This window comes from Mycolicibacterium sp. Y3 (assembly GCF_051188035.1).
GTDB classification, from domain to species: Bacteria; Actinomycetota; Actinomycetes; order Mycobacteriales; family Mycobacteriaceae; genus Mycobacterium; species Mycobacterium fluoranthenivorans.
Genome location: NZ_JAVQLT010000001.1, coordinates 2,802,362 through 2,824,095, shown reverse-complemented (window position 1 = coordinate 2,824,095; position 21,734 = coordinate 2,802,362). Strand labels below are relative to the sequence as shown.

Here is a 21,734-nt window from a genome sequence, read left to right as displayed (position 1 = left end):
CCCGGTGATGTGGGGCACGATAGAGGCACGATGGTGACGCCACAAGCAACCAGCGCTACGAAGCACCGCCAACCAAGGAGCCCAAGTTGACCACCGAGTTCGCGCGCCAAGACCTGGCCCAAAACTCTGGTACCACAGGCGAACCCGATCGCGTCCGCGTGATCCGCGAAGGTGTCGCCTCCTACCTCCCCGATATCGACCCCGACGAGACCTCCGAATGGCTGGAATCGTTCGACGCGCTCCTGGAACGGTCCGGCCCGGCTCGCGCGCGCTACCTGATGCTGCGCCTGCTGGAACGATCGGGTGAGCAGCGTGTCGCCATCCCCGCGCTGACGTCCACCGACTACGTCAACACCATCCCCACCGAACTGGAGCCGTGGTTCCCCGGTGACGAGGATGTCGAGCGGCGCTACCGGGCCTGGATCCGCTGGAATGCGGCCATCATGGTGCACCGCGCCCAGCGGCCGGGAGTCGGTGTCGGCGGCCATATTTCGACCTACGCCTCATCGGCCTCGCTGTACGAGGTCGGCTTCAACCACTTCTTCCGGGGCAAGTCCCATCCCGGTGGCGGCGACCAGGTCTTCATCCAGGGCCACGCCTCCCCCGGCATGTACGCCCGCGCCTTCCTCGAAGGCCGGCTGACTGCCAACCAGTTGGACGGCTTCCGCCAGGAGCACAGCCACGCCGGCGGCGGCCTGCCGTCCTACCCGCACCCGCGCCTGATGCCCGACTTCTGGGAGTTCCCCACGGTGTCGATGGGCCTGGGCCCGATGAACGCCATCTACCAGGCGCGGTTCAACCACTACCTGCACGACCGGGGCCTCAAGGACACCTCGGATCAGCACGTGTGGGCGTTCCTGGGCGACGGCGAGATGGACGAGCCGGAGAGCCGCGGCCTGATCCAGGTGGCGGCCAACGAGGCGCTGGACAACCTGACCTTCGTCGTCAACTGCAACCTGCAGCGCCTGGACGGGCCGGTGCGCGGTAACGGCAAGATCATCCAGGAGCTGGAATCGTTCTTCCGCGGCGCGGGCTGGAACGTCATCAAGGTGGTGTGGGGCCGGGAGTGGGACGCGCTGCTGCACGCCGACCGGGACGGTGCCCTGGTGAACCTGATGAACACTACGCCCGACGGTGACTACCAGACCTACAAGGCCAACGACGGCGCCTACGTGCGGGACCACTTCTTCGGTCGCGACCCGCGCACCAAGGCGCTGGTCGATTCGATGACCGACAGCGAGATCTGGAATCTCAAGCGCGGCGGCCACGACTACCGCAAGCTCTACGCCGCCTACCGGGCCGCGATGGAGCACAAGGGCCAGCCCACGATCATCCTGGCCAAGACCATCAAGGGCTACACGCTGGGGCACCACTTCGAGGGCCGCAACGCCACCCACCAGATGAAAAAGCTTGCCCTGGAAGACCTCAAGGCCTTCCGCGATGTCACCCGGGTGCCGGTCAGCGACGCCGCGCTGGAAGAGAACCCCTACCTGCCGCCGTACTACCACCCGGGACCGAACTCGCCCGAGATCCGGTACCTGCTGGACCGGCGGCGCACCCTGGGCGGTTTCCTGCCCGAGCGCCGCACCAAGACCAAGGCCCTGAAGCTGCCCGGCCGCGACGCTTACAAGCCGCTGAAGAAGGGGTCCGGCACCCAGGCCGTGGCCACCACCATGGCGACGGTGCGCACGCTCAAGGAACTGTTGCGGGACAAGGAAATCGGGCCGCGGATCGTCCCGATCATCCCGGACGAGGCCCGTACCTTCGGTATGGACTCGTGGTTCCCGAGCCTCAAGATCTACAACCGCAACGGGCAGCTCTACACGGCCGTGGATTCCGAATTGATGTTGGCCTACAAGGAATCCGAGATCGGCCAGATCCTGCACGAGGGCATCAATGAGGCCGGCTCGACCGCCTCGTTCACCGCGGTCGGCACGTCGTACGCCACCCACAACACCACGATGATCCCGATCTACATCTTCTATTCGATGTTCGGGTTCCAGCGCACCGGTGACGGTCTGTGGGCGGCCGCCGATCAGATGGCCAAGGGATTCGTGCTGGGCGCCACCGCGGGCCGCACCACGCTGACCGGCGAGGGTCTGCAGCACGCCGACGGGCATTCACTGCTGCTCGCGTCGACCAACCCGGCGGCGGTGACCTATGACCCGGCCTTCGCCTACGAGATCGCCTACATCATCGAGAACGGTCTGCAGCGGATGTACGGGGAGAACCCGGAGAACATCTTCTACTACATCACCATCTACAACGAGCCGTACGTGCAGCCCGCCGAGCCGGAGAACTTCGATCCCGAAGGTCTGCTGCGCGGTATCTACCGCTACCGGGCGGCCGCCGAGAAACGCACCAGCACCGCCCAGATCCTGACCTCCGGCGTGACCATGCCGGAGGCGTTGCGCGCGGCCGACCTGCTGGCGGCCGAATGGGATGTGGCGGCCGACGTCTGGTCGGTGACCAGCTGGGGCGAGCTCAACCGGGACGGCGTGGCGGTGGAGAAGCAGCGACTGCGGCACCCGGATCAGCCGGCCCCGACCGCCTATGTCACCCAGGTGCTCGGCGACACGGCCGGCCCGGTGGTGGCGGTGTCGGACTGGATGCGGGCGGTCCCCGAGCAGATCCGGCCGTGGGTGCCCAACACCTACGTCACGCTCGGCACCGACGGGTTCGGTTTCTCCGACACCCGTCCGGCCGCGCGCCGGTACTTCAACACCGATGCCGAATCGGTGGTGGTGGCCGTGCTGGAGGCACTGGCCCGCGACGGGGAGATCGATCCGTCGGTGGCTGTCGCCGCGGCCAAGCAGTACCGCATCGATGACGTCTCCGCCGCCGAGGTGTCCTTCGCCGACACCGGGAGCGCCTAGCCCTCTCCGTTTGTGCGGTTTCATACGCCTCGCCCGGCGTGTCTCGTATGAAACCGCACAAACGCGGTGCATCTCTCACAAAAGAGAAGCGTAGATTTTATCCATGCCCGACAAACGGACCGTTCCGCCTGCATCGACGCTGGACGTGCTGCAGAGCGTGCCGGAGTCCGCACTGCGTCGGCTCAAGCAGTATTCGGGCCGGCTGGCCACCGAGGCCGTGCACGCCCTGGAAGAGCGGCTGCCGGGCTTCTCCGATCTGGAAGCCTCCCAGCGCGCCAGCGTGCAACTGGTGGTCCAGACCGCGGTCATCAACTTCGTCGAGTGGATGCGCGACCCCAGCAGCGATATCAGCTACACCGCCCAGGCTTTCGAGGTCGTCCCCCAGGACCTGCGCAGACGGGTGGCGCTGCGCCAATCCGTCGAGATGGTGCGGGTCACCATGGAGTTCTTCGAAGAAGTGGTGCCGCTACTGGCCCGCACCGACGAACAGCTGACCGCCCTGACCGCCGGCATCCTCCGCTACAGCCGCGATCTGGCCTTCGCCGCCGCGACGGCCTATGCCGATCAGGCCGAGGCGCGTGGTGCCTGGGACAGCCGGATGGAGGCCAATATCGTCGACGCCGTGGTCCGCGGGGACGCCGGCCCGGCCCTACAGTCCCAGGCCGCCGCCCTGAACTGGGATGCCACCGCACCCGCCACCGTGATCGTGGGCTATCCCCAGCCGGACCGCCTGGACCTGGTCAGCGGCGATGTGCACGACGTCGCATTGCGCAACGGCCGTACCGCTCTGTCGGATGTGCACGGCACCTGGCTGGTCACCATCGTCTCCGGGCCACTGTCCCAGACCGACCGCTTCCTCGCGGAGCTGATGAAGGTGTTCGGCAACGGCCCGGTGGTGATCGGCCCCACCGCGCCGAGCTTGACGACGCTGCACCGAAGCGCCGCCGAGGCCATCTCGGGGATGCGTGCCGTCACCGGCTGGGGCGGTGCGCCGCGACCGGTGGCCGCCCGCGAACTGCTTCCGGAACGGGCGCTGCTCGGCGACGCGATCGCGCTGTCCGCACTGGAGACGGAGGTGATGCGCCCCCTCGGCGATGCCGACCCCGCATTGACGCAGACCCTCGACGCGTATCTGGACTCCGGCGGCGCCATAGAAGCTTGCGCACGCAAATTGACGGTTCATCCAAACACCGTCCGCTACCGCCTGAAACGGATCACCGACTTCACCGGCCGTGATCCGACGGTCCCGCGCGACGCGTACGTGTTGCGGGTGGCCATCACGGTGGGTCGGCTTCGGCGTGATTCAGGCCACTTCAACGGGTCAAACGGCAGTACGAACGGCACTTTCTTAGGCCAATCGGCGAATACGGACAGCCAGATTCCGATGTGACAGATCGCAACCTGGTCTCGGCGCGGTCGCATCACGTGCACTTTTGTGGAAACTCCACAAAAGAATAAGACAAGGTTCATAATCTCTTACACGGCACAGACACGACTTCACAGTGTTTTCTTAGAGCCGTGCTTGCATTGCTTGCTCCCGGACAGGGATCCCAGACCCCCGGCATGCTCAGCCCATGGCTGGAGTTGCCCGGGGCTTCCGAGCGCTTGGCCGCGTGGTCGGCGATCAGCGGACTGGACCTGGCCCGGCTGGGCACCACCGCCACCGCCGAGGAGATCACCGATACCGCGGTGACCCAACCGCTGGTCGTGGCCGCCACCCTGCTGGCGCACGAGCACGTCACCAAGACCGGACTGCTCTCCGGTGATGCGGCCATCGCCGGTCACTCGGTCGGCGAGATCGCCGCGTACGCCATCGCCGGAGTCATCTCCCCCGACGACGCCATCAAGCTGGCCGCCACCCGCGGTGCCGAGATGGCCAAGGCCTGCGCGCTGGAGCCCACCGGTATGGCCGCCGTGCTCGGCGGCGACGAAGCCGAAGTGCTGGCCCGCCTGGAGTCCCTGGACCTCATCCCCGCCAACCGCAACGCCGCCGGACAGATCGTGGCCGCCGGCGCGATCGCCGCGCTGGAGAAGCTGGCCGAGGATCCGCCGGCCAAGGCCCGGGTCCGGGTGCTGGCCACCGCCGGCGCCTTCCACACCCACTACATGGCGCCCGCCGCCGAGGGCTACGCCGCCGCGGCCGCGGAGGTGCCGACCGCCGAACCGACCAGGACGCTGCTGTCCAACGCCGACGGCAAGCCCGTCGCCGACGCTGCCGACGCGATGTCCAAGCTGGTCGCCCAGATGACCCGGCCGGTGCGCTGGGATCTGTGCAACGAGACCCTGCGGGGTCTCGCGGTGACGGCGATCGTCGAGTTCCCGCCCGCCGGGACGCTCGTCGGCATCGCCAAACGAGAACTGAAAGGCACACCGACCTACGCGGTGAAAGCCCCCTCAGACCTGGATGGGCTCGCCGAGCTCTGATCCCGGGTGTCATAACCGAAGACGTTCCACCAAACACTCCGACAGCCGGAGTGGAGCAACCGAAGAAACAGAAGGAGCCATCGTGGCCGCCAGTCAAGAAGAAATCATCGCCGGTCTTGCCGAGATCATCGAAGAGGTCACCGGTATCGAGCCGTCTGAGGTGACGATGGAGAAGAGCTTCGTCGACGACCTGGACATCGACTCGCTGTCGATGGTCGAGATCGCGGTGCAGACCGAGGACAAGTACGGCGTGAAGATCCCGGACGAGGACCTGGCCGGCCTGCGCACCGTCGGTGACGTCGTCGGCTACATCCAGAAGCTCGAGGAAGAGAACCCCGAGGCCGCCGCCGCGCTGCGCGATAAGTTCTCGAAGTGACCCGACCTTCCACTGCTAACGGCGGTTTCCCCAGCGTTGTGGTGACCGCCGTCACGGCGACTACTTCCCTCGCTGCGGACATCGAGGGCACGTGGAAGGGCCTACTGGCCGGCGAGAGCGGAATCCGCGTCCTCGAGGACGATTTCGTCACCAAGTGGGACCTTCCGGTACGCATCGGCGGCCATCTCGTCGAGAACCTCGACGAAAAGATGACCCGGCTGGAGATGCGGCGTATGTCGTATGTCCAGCGGATGGCCAAGTACATCGGCAATCAGTTGTGGGACACCGCCGGTCGGCCGGAGGTCGATCCCGATCGTTTCTCGGTCGTGATCGGCACCGGCCTCGGTGGCGGCGAGAAGATCGTCGAGACCTACGACGCGATGAACGAGGGCGGCCCCCGCAAGGTGTCGCCGCTGGCCGTCCAGATGATCATGCCCAACGGCGCTGCCGCCGTCATCGGTCTCGAACTCGGGGCCCGTGCCGGCGTCATCACCCCGGTCTCGGCGTGTTCATCCGGCTCCGAGGCCATCGCCCACGCCTGGCGTCAGATCGTCATGGGTGACGCCGACATCGCCGTGTGCGGTGGCGTCGAGGGCGGTATCGAGGCGCTGCCGATCGCGGCGTTCTCGATGATGCGTGCCATGTCCACCCGCAACGACGACCCGGCCGGGGCGTCGCGTCCGTTCGACAAGGACCGCGACGGGTTCGTGTTCGGCGAAGCCGGTGCGGTGCTGATCCTGGAGACCGAGGAACACGCCAAGGCCCGTGGCGCCAAGCCGCTGGCCCGGGTGCTCGGTGCGGGCATCACCTCGGACGCGTTCCACATGGTCGCTCCGGCGCCGGACGGCGAGCGCGCCGGCGCGGCGATCAAGCGCGCGCTGGAGACCGCCGGCCTGTCGGCCAAGGACATCGACCACGTCAACGCGCACGCCACGGCCACCCCGATCGGTGACACCGCGGAGGCCAACGCACTGCGCGTCGCCGGGGTGGAACATGCCGCGGTATACGCACCCAAGGGCGCACTGGGTCACTCCATCGGCGCCGTCGGCGCCCTGGAATCCATCCTGACGGTGCTGGCTCTGCGCGACGGCGTCATCCCGCCGACGCTCAACTATGAGACGCCCGACCCCGAGATCGATCTCGATGTCGTTGCGGGCGAGCCTCGATACGGCGAATACCAGTACGCCATCAACAACTCATTCGGGTTCGGTGGCCACAATGTGGCACTGGCCTTCGGGCGGTACTGAGTAGGTAGGAAAGGAAAACTCAGTTCATGGCGGGAGTCTCGACGGGGAACGGTCTGCCCAACGTGGTGGTCACTGGCATTGCCATGTCGACCGCGTTGGCGACCGATGCCGAGAACACCTGGAAGAAGCTGCTCAACGGGGAGAGCGGCATCCGGAAGCTCGAAGATCCATTCGTCGAGCAGTACGACCTTCCGGTCCGCATCGGCGGACATCTCCTGGAGGATTTCGAGGACGACCTGACGCGCGTCGAGAAGCGCCGGCTGTCCTACCTCCAGAAGATGTCGACGGTGCTGGGGCGTCGGGTCTGGGAGAACGCCGGGTCTCCCGACGTCGACTCGCGCCGGCTCATGGTGTCGGTCGGCACCGGACTGGGCTCCGCCGAGGAACTGGTGTTCGCCTACGACGGGATGCGGGAACGCGGTCTTCGGGCCGTCTCCCCGCTCGTCGTGCAGATGTACATGCCGAATGGTGCTGCGGCCGCCATCGGTCTCGAGCGCAAGGCCAAGGCCGGGGTGAGCACCCTGATCTCGGCCTGCGCCTCGGGTTCGGAAGCCATCGCCAACGCCTGGCGCAACATCGTGCTCGGTGAGGCCGATATGGCCATCTGCGGCGGGGTGGAAACCCAGATCGAGGCGGTGCCGATCGCCGGCTTCGCTCAGATGCGCATCGTGCTGTCCAACAGCAACGACGATCCTGAAGGGGCCTGTCGCCCGTTCGACAGGGACCGCAACGGATTCGTCTTCGGTGAGGCCGGCGCCATGCTCGTCATCGAGACCGAGGAGCATGCCAAGGCCCGCGGCGCCAACATCCTGGCCCGCATCATGGGCGCCAGCGTCACCTCCGACGGCTACCACATCGTCGCGCCGGACCCCAACGGCGAGCAGGCCGGCTACGCCATGAGCCGGGCGGTGCAGCTGGCCGGGCTGCAGCCCAGCGATATCGACCATGTCAACGCGCACGCCACCGGCACCCACGTCGGTGACGTGGCCGAGGGCGTCGCCATCAACAAGGCGATGGCAGGACACCGCCCCGCGGTGTATGCCCCCAAGGGCGCGCTGGGGCATTCGGTCGGAGCGGTCGGGGCGGTCGAGTCGATCCTGACCGTGCTCGCCTTGCGTGACGGCGTCATCCCGCCCACGCTGAACCTGAAGAACCTGGATCCGGAGATCGACCTCGACGTGGTGGCCGGGGAACCGCGGCAGGGCAACTACCAGTACGCCATCAACAATTCGTTCGGTTTCGGCGGGCACAACGTCGCCCTCGCCTTCGGCCGATACTGACGACGCGTTCACCGCGAGACCAAGGAGAACCCCAGATGACAACCATGGCCCCAGAGACGGCTGCCGAATCCCTTGATCCTCGCGATCCGCTGCTGCGGTTGTCGACGTTCTTCGACGACGGCACCGTGGAGCTGCTGCACGAGCGCGACAAGTCCGGTGTGCTGGCCGCCTCCGGTGCCGTGAACGGGGTGAAAACCATCGCGTTCTGCACCGACGGCACCGTCATGGGCGGCGCGATGGGCATCGAGGGTTGCGCCCATATCGTCAACGCCTACGACATCGCCATCGAGGAGCAGAGCCCGATCGTCGGTATCTGGCACTCCGGCGGCGCCCGGCTGGCCGAGGGCGTCAAAGCGCTGCACGCTGTCGGCCTGGTGTTCGAGGCGATGATCCGCGCGTCGGGTTACATCCCGCAGATCTCCGTGGTCGTCGGCTTCGCCGCCGGTGGCGCCGCCTACGGCCCCGCGCTGACCGATGTCATCGTGATGGCGCCGGACAGCAAGGTGTTCGTCACCGGCCCGGACGTGGTGCGCAGCGTGACCGGCGAGGACGTCGACATGGTGTCCCTCGGCGGCCCGGAAGCCCACCACAAGAAGTCCGGCGTATGCCATATCGTCGCCGACGACGAGCTCGACGCCTACGAGCGGGGCCGTCGCCTGGTCGGGCTGTTCTCCCAGCAGGGCCATTTCGACCGCAGCAAGGCCGAGGCCGGCGATACCGACCTCAAGGCGCTGATGCCCGAGTCGGCGCGGCGCGCCTACGACGTGCATCCGATCATCGAAGCCCTGCTCGACGACGACGCCCCGTTCGAGGAGTTCCAGTCCCGGTGGGCTCCGTCCATCGTGGTCGGCCTGGGCCGGCTGGCCGGGCGCTCCGTCGGCGTCATCGCCAACAACCCGCTGCGCCTGGGCGGCTGCCTGAACTCCGAGAGCGCCGAGAAGTCAGCCCGTTTCGTGCGGCTGTGCGACGCGTTCGGCATCCCGCTGGTGGTCGTGGTGGACGTACCCGGCTACCTGCCCGGTGTGGACCAGGAGTGGGGTGGCGTGGTGCGCCGCGGCGCCAAGCTGCTGCACGCGTTCGGTGAGGCCACCGTGCCCCGTGTCACGCTGGTGACCCGCAAGATCTACGGCGGCGCGTACATCGCGATGAACTCCCGTTCGCTGAACGCCACCAAGGTGTTCGCCTGGCCGGACGCCGAGGTGGCCGTGATGGGCGCCAAGGCCGCCGTCGGCATCCTGCACAAGCGCAAGCTGGCAGCCGCCGCTCCCGAAGACCGGGAGGCCCTGCACGAGGAGCTCGCGCTGGAGCACGAGCGGATCGCCGGTGGCGTCGACTCCGCGATCGAGATCGGCGTGGTGGACGCCAAGATCGATCCGGCGCACACCCGCAGCGTGATCACCCAGGCGCTGGCCGAGGCCCCGCACCGGCGCGGCCGGCACAAGAACATCCCGCTGTAAGCAGCGTCCACGAATGGCCTGGGAGGATCTCCCGGGCCATTCGTCGTTTCGATGAGTTTTGACGGCGGACCGGGTCTACTGGTCATGGTGCAGCTGCTGAAAGTCCAGAACTTCAACGTCTCCCAGGACGGCTTCGGTGCCGGCGAGGGGCAGAGCTTCGAGCGGCCGTTCGGCCACGCCGACCCGGGCACCATGTTCGCGTGGGCCGGTGCGACGGCCAGCTGGCCCAACCGCACCGACCCCGGCGGTACCCGGGGCCTCGACGACTACCTCACCCGAGATTTCGCGAACAACATCGGCGCGGAGATCATGGGACGCAACAAGTTCAGCCCCCATCGCGGCCCGTGGACGGATCACGACTGGGTGGGCTGGTGGGGTGACGAACCGCCGTTCCACACCCCGGTGTTCGTGCTGACCCATCACGAACGCCCGTCATTCACCCTGTCGGACACCACCTTCCACTTCGTCGACGGTGACCCGGCATCCGTGCTGGCGATGGCCCGCGAGGCCGCCGGAGGCAAGGATGTGCGACTGGGCGGCGGGGCGACCACCATCAGAGAGTTCCTCGACGACGATCTGGTCGACACCCTGCACGTCGCGGTGTCACCGTTCACCCTCGGTCGCGGATCCCGGCTGTGGGACTCCCCCGACGAGCTGCTGGACAGATTCCATTGCGATGTGGTGCCCAGCCCCAGCGGTGTCACCCATCACCTGTTCTGGCGGCGCTGAGCGTCCGGTACCCCCGCTTCAGCTCGCGAGGAACTCCGCCGCGACGGCGGCCGCACGTTCGCGATCGGCCGCCACCAATCCGATCCGGGTCCGCCGATCCAGGATGTCCTCGGCCGTCAGTGCGCCCTCGTGGGTCACCGCGAACTCGAACTCCGCGCGCAGCACGTCGATGCCGTCGGCGACCGGTTCGGCGGGTTGGGCGCAGGTCGCACCGGCGAGCACCTCCACGGCTTCGGCGCCGAACCGGGCGACCAGTGAATGTGGCAGTCCGGCAATGGCTTCCCGGGTGGCGCCGACCAGCGGCAGGTTCCTGGTCCGGCACGGTGCCGCCGTGAGGCCGCGCAGCGCGACGGCCCGGTCCAGCACGTCTTCGGCCATATAGCGGTATTCGGTGAGCTTGCCGCCGATCACGCTGATCACCCCCGACGACGATTCGGTGACGGCGTGTTCGCGGGAGACGTCGGCGGTCCGGCCTTCTCCGGTATCGATCAGCGGGCGCAGTCCGGCGTAGGCACCGAGCACATCCCCGGGCCCCAAGGCGGTCTGCAGCGCGGTGTTCACCGTGTCGAGCAGGAAGGTCATCTCCTGCGGGGTCGCCTGCGGGACATCGGGAATCGGCCCGGGCGCCTCCTCGTCGGTGAGTCCGAGGTACACCCGACCGAGTTGTTCGGGCATCGCGAAGACGAATCGGTTCAGCTCACCGGGAATCGGAATGGTCAGGGCGGCAGTGGGATTACCGAACGCTGCGGCGTCGAACACCAGGTGGGTTCCCCGGCTGGGCCGCAGCCGCAGGGACGGATCCACCTCGCCCGCCCAGACCCCGGCCGCATTGATGACGGCGCGGGCGGTGAGCCCGAAGGCTTCGCCGGTGAGTTCGTCGGTCAGCGTGACCGAGGTCCCGGTCGCCGCCGACGCCGACACCCGGGTCAGGATGACGGCACCATATCCGGCGGCGGTGCGAGCGACCGCGGTGACCAGCCGGGCGTCGTCGATCAGCTGTCCGTCGAAGGCCAGGAAACCGCCGTCGAGACCGTCGCGGCGCACCGTCGGGGCGAGCTGTACCGTGCGGGCGGCGTCCACCCGGCGCGACCGCGGCAGGATCGAGGCCGACGTACCGGCCAGCTTGCGCAGTCCGTCCCCGGCCACGAATCCGGCGCGCACCAGCGCGCGGGAGGCCCGGCTCATCGACGGCAACAGCGGCACCAGCTGCGGCATCGCCTTCACCAGATGAGGGGCGTTGTGCGACATCAGGATTCCGCGTTCGACGGCGCTACGCCGGGCGATCCCCACATTGCCGGTCGCCAGGTAACGCAGGCCGCCGTGCACCAACTTCGAACTCCACCGGCTGGTACCGAAGGCCAGATCGTGTTTCTCCACCAGCACCACGGACAGGCCACGGCTGGCGGCATCGAGTGCGATACCGGCACCGGTGATACCGCCGCCGATCACGACGACGTCGATCTGTGCGGTGTCGGCGAGGGCGGCGAGTTCGGCACGGCGGCGCGCGGCGTTGAGTGCGGTACTCATGGCTTGAGGTATCCGTTCAGGGCGTGTTGGAGTTCGACGGCCAGCGCCTCGGCGTCCAGGATCGGGGCGACCATCTGCGCGGACTGCACCGCCGACTGGGTGATCAGCAGGCACATGGCGGCCAGCTGCCGGGGATCGCCGGCGCGCACGCTGCCGTGCTCCTGGGCCAGCTTGAGCTGACCGGCGAGCGCGTCGATCAGGATCTGCTGGCTGGTGCCCAGGCGCTCGGCGATGTACACCATGGCCAGCTCGGGCGCGGTGTGCAGCACCGACATCACGATCTCGTCCTGGCGCAGCCGCTGCGCCACCGCCACCATCCGAGCCACCAGGTCGGCGCGCCCCACCCCGCGCTCGCCCACGTCCACCAGCACCCGGGTGACCCGGGCGGTCAGCAACGCGGCCAGGATCGACTGGGTGTCGGGCCAGCGCCGGTAGACGGTCGGTCGGCTCACGCCGGCGCGGCGGGCGATCTCGGCAAGAGTCACCCGTTCGATGCCGAACGCCAGCACACAACTGGCGGCGGCATCCAGGATCCGGTCGGCCAGCGATTCACCGCCGTCGTCGTTACTGATTGACATCATGTGTAATACTGTAACGCATGATGAAGTGGAATGCCTGGGGCGATCCCGCAGCGGCCAAACCGTTGTCCGACGGGATCCGGGCCCTGCTCAAGCAGGCGCTGGGCATCGAGGAATCGGACACTGCCGACATCACCGCCGAGCAGGTGAAGCTCCGCCCGTCCCGGCTGACGCCCGCCGATCGCGCATCGCTGGAAGCCAGCGTCGGCGCCGGCCACTGCCGCGTGGACGACCACGACCGGCTCCTGCGGGCCGGCGGCAAATCCACTCTGGACTTGTTGCGGCGCAAGGAGACCGGCGTTCAAGATGCCCCCGACGCGGTGCTGCTGCCAGGTTCCGAAGAGGAGATCGCGGCGATTCTGGAGTACTGCGCGAGGCAGCGCATCGCCGTCGTCCCGTTCGGCGGCGGCACCAGCGTGGTGGGCGGCCTCGACCCGGAGCGCGGCGACTTGGCCGCGGTGGTGTCGCTGGATCTGCGCCGGTTGGACCGGCTGCTCAGCGTCGACGAGATCTCCGGCGAGGCGGTGCTGCAGGCCGGCGTCACCGGACCCGACGCCGAACGGCTGCTCGCCGAGCACGGCTTCTCCCTCGGCCACTTCCCGCAGAGTTTCCAATTCGCCACCATCGGCGGGTTCGCCGCCACCCGGTCCTCGGGCCAGGACTCGGCCGGCTACGGCCGCTTCGACGATATGGTCCGCGGTCTGCGCGCCGTCACGCCGGCCGGTGTGCTCGACCTCGGCCGGGCCCCGGCCTCGGCGGCCGGACCCGATCTGCGCCAGCTCATCGTCGGTTCCGAAGGCGTCTTCGGGATCATCACCGCCGTCCGGGTCCGGGTGCACCCGGTGCCCGAGACCACCCGCTACGAAGCGTGGTCGTTCCCGGATTTCGCCACCGGTGCTGCCGCGTTGCGTGCGGTGACCCAGACCGGAACCGGCCCGACGGTGATCCGGCTGTCCGACGAGGTGGAGACCGGGGTGAACCTGGCCACCACCGAGAGCATCGGGGAGCAGCGCGTGACCGGCGGATGCCTGGCGATCACGGTGTTCGAAGGCTCGGCGGCGCACACCGAGAGCCGGCACGACGAGACCCGTGCGGTGCTGGCCGCCCTCGGTGGCACCTCGCTGGGCGAGGCCCCGGCCCGGGCGTGGGAGCACGGCCGCTTCGGAGCCCCCTACCTGCGGGATTCCCTGCTGGCGGCCGGTGCGCTGTGCGAGACGCTGGAGACCGCCACCTCGTGGTCGAACATCCCCGCGCTGAAGGAGGCGGTCACCGACGCCCTGACCGGTGCACTGGCCGAATCCGGCACGCCGGCGCTGGTGATGTGCCACATTTCGCACGTGTACCCCACCGGAGCCTCGCTGTACTTCACCGTCGTGGCCGCCCAGCGCGGCAACCCGATCGCACAGTGGAGCAAGGCCAAGACCGCAGCGTCGGAGGCGATGGTCCGCACCGGTGCGACCATCACCCACCATCACGCGGTCGGCGCCGACCACCGCCCGTGGATGCGCGACGAGATCGGCGATCTGGGCGTGGAGGTGCTGCGTGCGGTGAAGGCGGTGCTCGACCCCGCGGGAATCCTCAACCCCGGCAAGCTGATTCCGTGAACAGGATCACCGTCCTGACCAACCCCGCGTCGGGACACGGCAACGCACCACATGCCGCCGAGCGCGCGATCGCACGATTCCAGCAGCGCGGGATCAACGTGTGCGAGATCGTCGGCACCGACGCCACGCACGCCCGCCGGCTCGTCGACGACGAACTCGCCCGCGGCACCGACGCGCTCGTCGTGGTCGGCGGCGACGGCATCATCTCGGTGGCGCTGCAGGCGCTGGCCCTCGGTGACGTCCCGCTGGGGATCATCCCGGCGGGTACCGGCAACGACCATGCCCGCGAATTCCGCATCCCCACAGGCGATCCCGAGGCGGCCGCCGACGTGGTGGCCGAAGGAAAGACGCAGACCATCGATCTGGGCCGCATCGTCGATGCCACGGGTGCGGTCACGTGGTTCGGAACGGTGATGGCGGCGGGCTTCGATTCGCTGGTCAGCGACCGCACGAACCGGATGAGCTGGCCGCACGGCCGGATGCGCTACAACGTCGCCATGGTCGCGGAGCTGTCCCGGCTGCGGCTGCTGCCGTTCCGGCTCACCTTCGACGACGGGCCGGAGGTCGTCACCGAACTCACCCTGGCCGCGTTCGGCAACACCCGCAGCTACGGCGGCGGCATGCTCATCTGCCCGGGGGCCGACCCGACCGACGGCTTGCTCGACGTCACGATGGTGCACTCCGCGTCGCGCACCAAACTGATCCGGCTGTTCCCCACCGTCTTCAAGGGCACCCACGTCAATCTCCCCGAGGTCACCACCAAGCGGGCGGCCGCCGTGGTGGTCGACTCCCCCGGCATCAACGCATATGCCGATGGCGACTTCGCCTGTCCACTGCCGGTGACGGTGTCGGCGGTGCCGCACGCACTGAAGCTGCTCCGCAGCTAACTTCCGGGTGGTTGCCAGCCACGCGTGCAACGATCTCCTGCCAGGACAGGAGGATGTCGTGAACTCAGCCACGCGACGGTGGCGCGCCGACGACGACGAGGCCCCATACGGTTCCTCGGTCCGCCCGGCGACGTCACCCGACCATCTCGCCGCCGTGGCGCATCTCTTCGGGGTCGATCCGCCACCGGTGGCCGGCGCGCGCGTTCTGGAGATCGCCGCCGCCGCGGATCTGCTGCCTTCGGCGGCGGATCTGGCTGCGCTGGGACAGTTCGATTTCGTCATCTGCCACGGTGTCTACAGCGGGGTGCCCGCACGCATGCGCGACGCCCTCCTCGCGACCATTCGCACGGCGCTGGCCCCACAGGGCGTGGCCTTTGTCAGCTATCACCTCCAACCCGGCTGCTATTTCGTCGATTTCGTGGAGCATCTGGACACCTACGACCTGGTGTACCTGGCCGACGCCCGAGCCGAGACGATGTACGCCGCCGACCATCACGAGGACACCGCCCAGGAACTGATCGACGAATGCCAGAGCCAGCTCGAACTGGAGCAGTGCCTGGATTTCGTGCGCCACCGCACGTTTCGGCAGTCGCTGTTGGTGCATGCGCATCGCGCCGCGCAGATCCGCTACGACATCGGCCCGGATCGATTCCCGGCGCTGCACTTCGCCACCAGCCTCCCGGTGACCGACGGGTTCACCCGGTTCGACCATTCGACCCAGCATTACGGGGCGCCCGGCACCCAGCAGATCTACACCAATGATCACGGCGTGAAAGCCGCCATCGACGTGCTGTCGGTGCGGTGGCCGTACACGGTGGCCTGGCCCGAACTCACCGCGTCGACCCGGGACCGCCTCGCCGCGGCCGGGCTGGACGTGCCGGCGGACCTGCAGACCCGCATCGACACGTTGTTGCAGATGCTGCTCGTACGCGGACTCGTCCGCTATCGACTGAATTCCGTTGCGCCCACCGGCGATCCGACTACCCCGGGCGTGTTCATCAGGTAGCGCATCGTATCGGCCCACCTTTCGGATACCGTCGGCATCGGAAAGGTAGGCCCGATGACCCGCAGAGTCCGTATCGTCATCATCGGTGCCGGGATGGCCGGGATCGCTGCCGCGCATACGTTCCACCAGGCCGGTTTCACCGATTTCACCCTGGTGGAGAAGGGCTCCGACGTCGGGGGCGTCTGGCACTGGAATCGCTATCCGGGCCTCACCTGCGATGTGCCCTCGCAGATCTATCAATTCGGTTTCGCGCCGAATCCGGCGTGGAGCCATCTGTGGGCCACCGGTCCCGATATCCAGCGCTATCACCGCGAGATCGTCGACCGCTTCGGGCTGGCCGCACACCTGCGGCTGAACACCGAGATCACCGCGGCGCATTACCAGGACGGCAGCTGGCAGCTCACCACCTCCGGCGGCGACACCATGACCGCCGATTTCGTGGTGTGCGCCACCGGGGTGCTGCACCACCCGTTCATCCCCGATATCCCCGGCATGGACCGGTTCGGCGGCCCGGTGGTGCACACCGCGCGATGGGATCCCGACGTCCAGACCAGCGGCAAGCGTGTCGCCGTGATCGGCACGGGTTCGACCGGGGTGCAGGTGGTCTCGACGTTGCAACCCGAGGCCGCCGCGGTACTGCACTTCGCCCGTTCACCGCAGTGGATCCTGTGGGCGCCGATGTGGCTACGCCAACCTCGGGCACTGACGGCGGCACTGCGGCGCTGGCCGGCGTTGCACGCCTTCACCTTCGACCGCCTGCAGTGGATGTCCAACATCCTCGCCGATGTCGTGACCACGCCGTCGTGGCGTCGTCGCGCCGTGCAGGCCTACGCGCGGCTGAGCCTGCGGGCCCAGATCCGCGATCCACACCTGCGGGCCACGTTGACCCCCGACTACCAGCCGCTGTGCAAACGCCAGGTGGTGTCGGGTAGCTATTACCGCGCGATCACCCGGCCCAACGCCCTGCTGGTGAGTGATCCGATCACCGAGATGACCCCGACCGGTATCCGCACCGCCGAGGGCGCGCACCACGAGGTCGATGTGGTGGTGCTGGCCACCGGGTTTCACGCGCACCACTACATGCGGCCGATGTCGATCGTGGGGCGCGACGGGATCACCCTCGACGAGGCCTGGGTGAAGGGTCCGCGTGCCTACCGGATGACGGCGATCCCCGGGTTCCCGAACCTGTTCACGGTGCTGGGCCCGAACTCACCGACCGGATCGATTCCCCTGCAGTACTCGGCGGAGACGACGGCCCGCTATATCGTGGCCTGGCTCACGCGGTTCCGCGACGGCGAGATCACCGAGGTGGAAGTCACCGAGGAGGCCACCGACGAGTTCAATGCTGCGGTCGCCGACGCGATCGGCCCCACCGTGTGGAACACCGGATGCAATTCCTGGTATCTCACCGAGGCGGGCACCATCGACCTGTGGCCGTTCGACCGCGCCACGCTCACCCGGATGTTGGCCGAACCCGACCCGGCGCACTACCGGGTCAGTTAGCCGACTCCCCTGTTGAGCCAGGTCATCTCGCCGGTGTCGCCGCCACCGCGGTAGGGCTCCAGCGATTCGTCCCATGCGGTGCCCAGCACGGTGTCCAGTTCGGCGGCCAGCGTGTCGGCGCCGGAGGCCATCAGCGTGCGCAGACGCTGCTCCCCGACGATGACGTCGCCGTTGGCGCTCATCGCACCGCTCCACAGACCGAGTTGCGGGGTGTGGCACCAGCGGTGTCCGTCGACGCCCTCACTGGGATCCTCGGTGACCTCGAACCGCAGCACCGACCACGACCGCAGGGCGTTGGCCAGCTGCGCGCCGGTACCGACCGGTCCGATCCAATTCGTGACAGCACGAAGCTGCCCCGGCATGGCCGGTTGGGGCGTCCATTTCAGGTTCGCCCGCGCCGACAGGGTCGACGAAAGGGCCCACTCCACGTGTGGGCATACCGCCGCGGGCGAGGCGTGAACGTAAACCACGCCAGTCGTCGCATCGGCGAACTGGTTCGACGCACGCATCATCTGCTCCTTCGGCTTCCACTAGGGACGTCTTCCCCAACGACCTGGTGTTACCAAAGCGATGCAGTTGTTTCGTGCGTGTCTATTGTGCCTTGTGGGGCCACAGTTGCGCTAGTGTGCTGCGAATTCTCTCAGGACCTCATCAGAGATTGCCGGCCACAGCGGGTAGGTCCAGTCGCCGAAATCGCGGTCGGTCAGCACCACGAGCGCGAGGTCAACGTCGGGATCGACCCAGAGGAACGTGCCTGACTGCCCGAAATGCCCGAAGGTGCGCACCGAATTGCGGGCTCCGGTCCAGTGTGGAGACTTGCCGTCCCGGATCTCGAACCCCAGCCCCCAGTCGTTGGGCCGCTGTGACCCGAACCCGGGGAGCACCCCGGCCAGGCCGGGGAACTGCACCGTCACCGCGGCTTCGTGCATGGACGCGGACACCAGCGCGGGCCGCAGCAGCTCCCGGGCGAACACCGCCAGGTCTGCCACCGTGGACCGCCCGCCGTACCCGGCGGCCTCGGCCCCGCCGTCCAGCTCCGAGTCGACCATGGCGAGCGGTTCGAACACCGCTTCGCGCAGGTAGGCGTCGAACTCGATCCCGGTGGCCTCCTGCAACGCCGCCGCCAGCAGCGTGAACCCGTAGTTGGAGTAGATCCGGCGGGTTCCGGGCGTCGCGAGCACGTCTGCACTGTGCATCGCCACCCCGGAGGCGTGCGCCAGCAGATGCCGCACCGTCGCCCCGGGTGGGCCGGCCGGGGTGTCGAGTTCGAAGGCACCCTCCTCCACGGCGATCTGCGCCGCGCGGGCGACGAGCAGCTTGGTCACCGATGCCAGCCGGAAGGGATGGCGGTCGTCCCCGTGGACGGCGAGGATGCCGGACGGTCCCACCACCGCGGCGGCAGCGGCGGGCACCGGCCAGTCGGACAGGGCGTCGAGGGCGCTCACCCGCGCCAATCTAGCCGGGCGTCAGCGGGTCGCGACCAGCAGATCCTCCAGCAGACCGGCCACCGCGGCATCGACCTCCGCGATCACCCGGCGCAGGTCCATGACCCGGCTCGCGGGCAGCTCGGCGTTCAGGCCGGCGCGCAGCACGTTGCAGATGGCGCGGTAGGCGGCGGCATCGGTGGCCTCACTCCAGCGCTGCATCGACTCCGACCAGGCCCGCAGCCGGGCGGCGTCGGCGTGCCCCCGAGCAAGGAGCAGCGCACGCCGGTACACGTCGCCCGCCCATTCCATCGGCAGCCGCTCGTCCAGCACCGGCAGCAGTGCCTCGTCGAGGAGGGCGTATCCCTCGGCGTGACGCCCCTGGTCCAAGGCCGCGATACCCTCGGCGGCACCCGCCAGCGCGGACAACGCCGGGTCGGCGGCGCGACCCGCGATCGCGTGCAAGGCCGCGACGGCGTCGTCGTCGGACGCCAGCACGACGGTGAGATAGGCGACATAACCGTGGGCGGCGCTCTCCGGAGTTCCGGCGAGGAGAAGGGCGGCGCGGTCTGCCCAGTCTTCGGCGACGGCGACGTGCCCGCGGGCCAGCCAGGCCAACCCCAGCTCGGCGGCCTTGACCGCGGCCTGCACCGGATCGGTGCGCACCAGCATGGCGTGCACCCGCTCGTTGATTCGGACGGCTTCCCGGCCGTGACCCTGCCGCCATGCGGCGCAGGCGTAGGCCGCCAGGTCGTCGACCGCCAGGGTCTGCACGCCCTCGACACGCGCGAAGGTCTCGTAACTCGTGTGCCAATCGCTGCGCCGGAACGCCGCGCGGGCAATGACGAGGAGGTCGGCTCCGTGACCTGCCGACAACGAGTGTGACGCCATGTCCCACGGTAACTCGCCGAGCTGCGCCGCGGTGTCGCCTTCACGCTTCCCGCCGGCAACCGGACATTTGTTTGGACACCATTCCATTTTTTGGCGGAGGCATTAGGTTATACGCATGCCTCAGACAGTGCGCGGTGTGATTTCCCGGTCCAAGAAGCAGCCCGTCGAGTTGGTCGACATCATCATCCCCGACCCGGGACCCGGCGAAGTGGTGGTCGACATCATCGCCTGCGGCGTCTGCCACACCGACCTGACCTACCGCGAAGGCGGCATCAACGACTCCTATCCCTTCCTCCTCGGACACGAAGCCGCCGGCACCGTCGAATCCATCGGCCCGGGTGTCACCCACGTCGCCGTCGGCGACTTCGTCATCCTCAACTGGCGCGCAGTCTGCGGAGAATGCCGGGCCTGCAAACGCGGCCGCCCCCACCTGTGCTTCGACACCTTCAACGCCACCCAGAAAATGACCCTGACCGACGGCACCGAACTGACCCCCGCCCTCGGTATCGGCGCCTTCGCCGACAAAACCCTCGTCCACCAAGGCCAGTGCACCAAAGTCGACCCCGAAGCCGACCCCGCCGTGGCCGGGCTGCTCGGCTGCGGCGTGATGGCCGGCCTGGGCGCGGCCATCAACACCGGCAATATCGGCCGCGATGACACCGTGGCCGTCATCGGCTGCGGCGGCGTCGGGGACGCCGCCATCGCCGGGGCCGCCCTGGTCGGGGCCCGCACCATCATCGCCGTGGACACCGACAACCGGAAACTGGACTGGGCCAGAAGCTTCGGCGCCACCCACACCATCAACGCCAAAGAACTCGACCCCATCGCCACCATCCAGGACCTCACCGACGGGTTCGGCGCCGACGTCGTCATCGACGCCGTCGGACGCCCCGAAACCTGGAAACAAGCCTTCTACGCCCGCGACCTGGCCGGCACCGTCGTCCTGGTCGGCGTCCCCACCCCCGACATGACCCTGCAGATCCCGCTGGTGGACTTCTTCTCCCGCGGCGGGTCGCTGAAATCCTCCTGGTACGGCGACTGCCTACCCGAACGCGACTTCCCCACCCTCATCTCGCTGTACCGCCAAGGCCGCCTGCCCCTGGAGAAGTTCGTCTCCGAACGCATCGGGCTCGACGCCATCGAAGACGCCTTCCACAAGATGCACGCCGGCGAGGTACTCCGATCGGTCGTCATCCTGTGAGCGTGCAACGGGTCGTGACCAGCGGCACCTTCAGCCTCGACGGCGGCACCTGGGACGTCGACAACAACATCTGGCTCGTCGGTGACGACTCAGACGTCATCGTCTTCGACGCCGCCCACACCGCCGCGCCGATCGTGCAGGCCGTGGGTGGGCGCAACGTCGTCGCCGTCATCTGCACCCACGGCCACAACGACCACATCACCGTGGCCCCCGAACTGGGCAAGACCCTCGACGCCCCGGTGTTCCTGCACCCGGCCGACGAGATGCTGTGGCGGGAGATTCACCCGGACAAGGAATTCCACAGCGTGGACGACGGCCTGGTGCTGACCGCCGGCGGTATCGAGCTGCACGCCCTGCACACTCCCGGGCACTCCCCCGGATCGGTGTGCTGGTCAGCGCCGGCCCTCAATGCCGTCATCTCCGGAGACACCCTGTTCCAGGGCGGCCCCGGCGCCACCGGACGCTCGTATTCCAGCTTTCCCACCATCCTGGAATCCATCAGCAAGAAGCTGGGCACCCTGCCGGATGAGACCGTCGTCTACACCGGGCACGGCGACACCACCACCATCGGTGGCGAACTGGTGCACTACGACGAATGGGTGGCGCGCGGCCACTGACGTAGCGCTGCGAGGAACGAGCAGTGCGGAGGGCTGTGGCCCAACAGCCCGGCCACTGACCTTTGCGATCACGCTGAGCGAGTCCCTACCGACACGCCGACGGTCCA

Annotated in this window: 19 protein-coding genes; 14 read left to right on the top strand and 5 right to left on the bottom strand. The window is 68.2% G+C overall.

What is annotated here, in order from left to right:
* Positions 1–86: 86 nt before the first annotated feature.
* The 8 genes from aceE (at position 87) to QN239_RS13610 (ending at position 10,389) form a co-directional block, all read left to right on the top strand.
* The gene (gene aceE, locus QN239_RS13645; RefSeq protein ID WP_499011035.1) at positions 87–2,876 is read left to right on the top strand and encodes a pyruvate dehydrogenase (acetyl-transferring), homodimeric type; all 2,790 of its coding nucleotides are present in this window, start codon (positions 87–89) and stop codon (positions 2,874–2,876) included.
* A 103-nt stretch (positions 2,877–2,979) separates the two neighbouring features.
* Positions 2,980–4,266, top strand: a complete 1,287-nt coding sequence (locus QN239_RS13640; RefSeq protein ID WP_499011034.1) for a PucR family transcriptional regulator — start codon at positions 2,980–2,982, stop codon at positions 4,264–4,266.
* 128 nt (positions 4,267–4,394) lie between these two features.
* Entirely contained in the window at positions 4,395–5,300 is a 906-nt protein-coding gene (locus tag QN239_RS13635) for an ACP S-malonyltransferase (protein WP_499011032.1), read from the top strand.
* 82 nt (positions 5,301–5,382) lie between these two features.
* Positions 5,383–5,676: a meromycolate extension acyl carrier protein AcpM gene (acpM, locus tag QN239_RS13630; protein ID WP_167162312.1), complete on the top strand. Its 294-nt coding sequence runs from the start codon at positions 5,383–5,385 to the stop codon at positions 5,674–5,676.
* A complete protein-coding gene (gene kasA, locus QN239_RS13625; RefSeq protein ID WP_499011030.1) occupies positions 5,673–6,923 on the top strand; it encodes a 3-oxoacyl-ACP synthase KasA in 1,251 nt (416 codons plus the stop codon). The genes acpM and kasA overlap by 4 nt, the downstream gene beginning before the upstream one ends.
* 26 nt (positions 6,924–6,949) lie before the next feature.
* Positions 6,950–8,203, top strand: coding sequence for a 3-oxoacyl-ACP synthase KasB (gene kasB, locus QN239_RS13620; RefSeq protein ID WP_499011028.1), 1,254 nt, complete (start codon positions 6,950–6,952; stop codon positions 8,201–8,203).
* Between the two features lie 35 nt (positions 8,204–8,238).
* Positions 8,239–9,660, top strand: coding sequence for an acyl-CoA carboxylase subunit beta (locus tag QN239_RS13615; protein WP_499011027.1), 1,422 nt, complete (start codon positions 8,239–8,241; stop codon positions 9,658–9,660).
* 84 nt (positions 9,661–9,744) lie between these two features.
* Positions 9,745–10,389 (top strand): dihydrofolate reductase family protein, encoded by a 645-nt coding sequence (locus QN239_RS13610; protein ID WP_499016749.1) that lies wholly within the window; start codon positions 9,745–9,747, stop codon positions 10,387–10,389.
* An 18-nt stretch (positions 10,390–10,407) separates the two neighbouring features.
* Here the strand turns inward: QN239_RS13610 and QN239_RS13605 are convergent, their stop codons facing one another.
* Both QN239_RS13605 and QN239_RS13600 read right to left on the bottom strand, forming a co-directional pair.
* Positions 10,408–11,916 carry a glycerol-3-phosphate dehydrogenase/oxidase gene (locus QN239_RS13605; RefSeq protein WP_499011026.1) on the bottom strand — a complete coding sequence of 503 codons (1,509 nt, stop codon included), beginning with the start codon at positions 11,914–11,916 and terminating at the stop codon, positions 10,408–10,410.
* A complete protein-coding gene (locus QN239_RS13600; RefSeq protein WP_499011024.1) occupies positions 11,913–12,497 on the bottom strand; it encodes a TetR/AcrR family transcriptional regulator in 585 nt (194 codons plus the stop codon). The genes QN239_RS13605 and QN239_RS13600 overlap by 4 nt, the downstream gene beginning before the upstream one ends.
* A gap of 20 nt (positions 12,498–12,517) precedes the next feature.
* Here QN239_RS13600 and QN239_RS13595 point away from each other — a divergent pair, with 20 nt between their 5' ends.
* From QN239_RS13595 to QN239_RS13580, 4 genes are read left to right on the top strand one after another with little or no spacing between them, the layout of a single operon-like run.
* Complete coding sequence (locus tag QN239_RS13595; RefSeq protein ID WP_499016745.1) at positions 12,518–14,098, top strand: FAD-binding oxidoreductase; 1,581 nt, start codon at positions 12,518–12,520, stop codon at positions 14,096–14,098.
* Positions 14,095–14,985 (top strand): diacylglycerol kinase, encoded by an 891-nt coding sequence (locus tag QN239_RS13590; RefSeq protein WP_499011022.1) that lies wholly within the window; start codon positions 14,095–14,097, stop codon positions 14,983–14,985. The genes QN239_RS13595 and QN239_RS13590 overlap by 4 nt, the downstream gene beginning before the upstream one ends.
* A gap of 58 nt (positions 14,986–15,043) precedes the next feature.
* A complete protein-coding gene (locus QN239_RS13585) occupies positions 15,044–15,991 on the top strand; it encodes a methyltransferase regulatory domain-containing protein (protein WP_499011021.1) in 948 nt (315 codons plus the stop codon).
* Between the two features lie 54 nt (positions 15,992–16,045).
* Positions 16,046–17,494 carry a flavin-containing monooxygenase gene (locus QN239_RS13580; protein ID WP_499011020.1) on the top strand — a complete coding sequence of 483 codons (1,449 nt, stop codon included), beginning with the start codon at positions 16,046–16,048 and terminating at the stop codon, positions 17,492–17,494.
* Here QN239_RS13580 and QN239_RS13575 read toward each other — a convergent pair.
* The 3 genes from QN239_RS13575 to QN239_RS13565 all read right to left on the bottom strand — a co-directional run bounded on the left by QN239_RS13575 (position 17,491) and on the right by QN239_RS13565 (position 19,809).
* Positions 17,491–18,003, bottom strand: coding sequence for a DUF3145 domain-containing protein (locus tag QN239_RS13575; protein ID WP_090353990.1), 513 nt, complete (start codon positions 18,001–18,003; stop codon positions 17,491–17,493). The genes QN239_RS13580 and QN239_RS13575 overlap by 4 nt on opposite strands.
* A gap of 111 nt (positions 18,004–18,114) precedes the next feature.
* Complete coding sequence (locus tag QN239_RS13570; protein ID WP_499011019.1) at positions 18,115–18,939, bottom strand: serine hydrolase domain-containing protein; 825 nt, start codon at positions 18,937–18,939, stop codon at positions 18,115–18,117.
* Between the two features lie 21 nt (positions 18,940–18,960).
* Positions 18,961–19,809, bottom strand: a complete 849-nt coding sequence (locus QN239_RS13565) for a chemotaxis protein CheY (protein ID WP_499011017.1) — start codon at positions 19,807–19,809, stop codon at positions 18,961–18,963.
* 115 nt (positions 19,810–19,924) lie between these two features.
* Here QN239_RS13565 and QN239_RS13560 point away from each other — a divergent pair, with 115 nt between their 5' ends.
* Both QN239_RS13560 and QN239_RS13555 read left to right on the top strand, forming a co-directional pair.
* Entirely contained in the window at positions 19,925–21,010 is a 1,086-nt protein-coding gene (locus QN239_RS13560; protein ID WP_499011016.1) for an S-(hydroxymethyl)mycothiol dehydrogenase, read from the top strand.
* The gene (locus QN239_RS13555) at positions 21,007–21,627 is read left to right on the top strand and encodes an MBL fold metallo-hydrolase (RefSeq protein ID WP_499011014.1); all 621 of its coding nucleotides are present in this window, start codon (positions 21,007–21,009) and stop codon (positions 21,625–21,627) included. Before QN239_RS13560 ends, QN239_RS13555 begins: the two co-directional genes overlap by 4 nt.
* Positions 21,628–21,734: the final 107 nt, after the last annotated feature.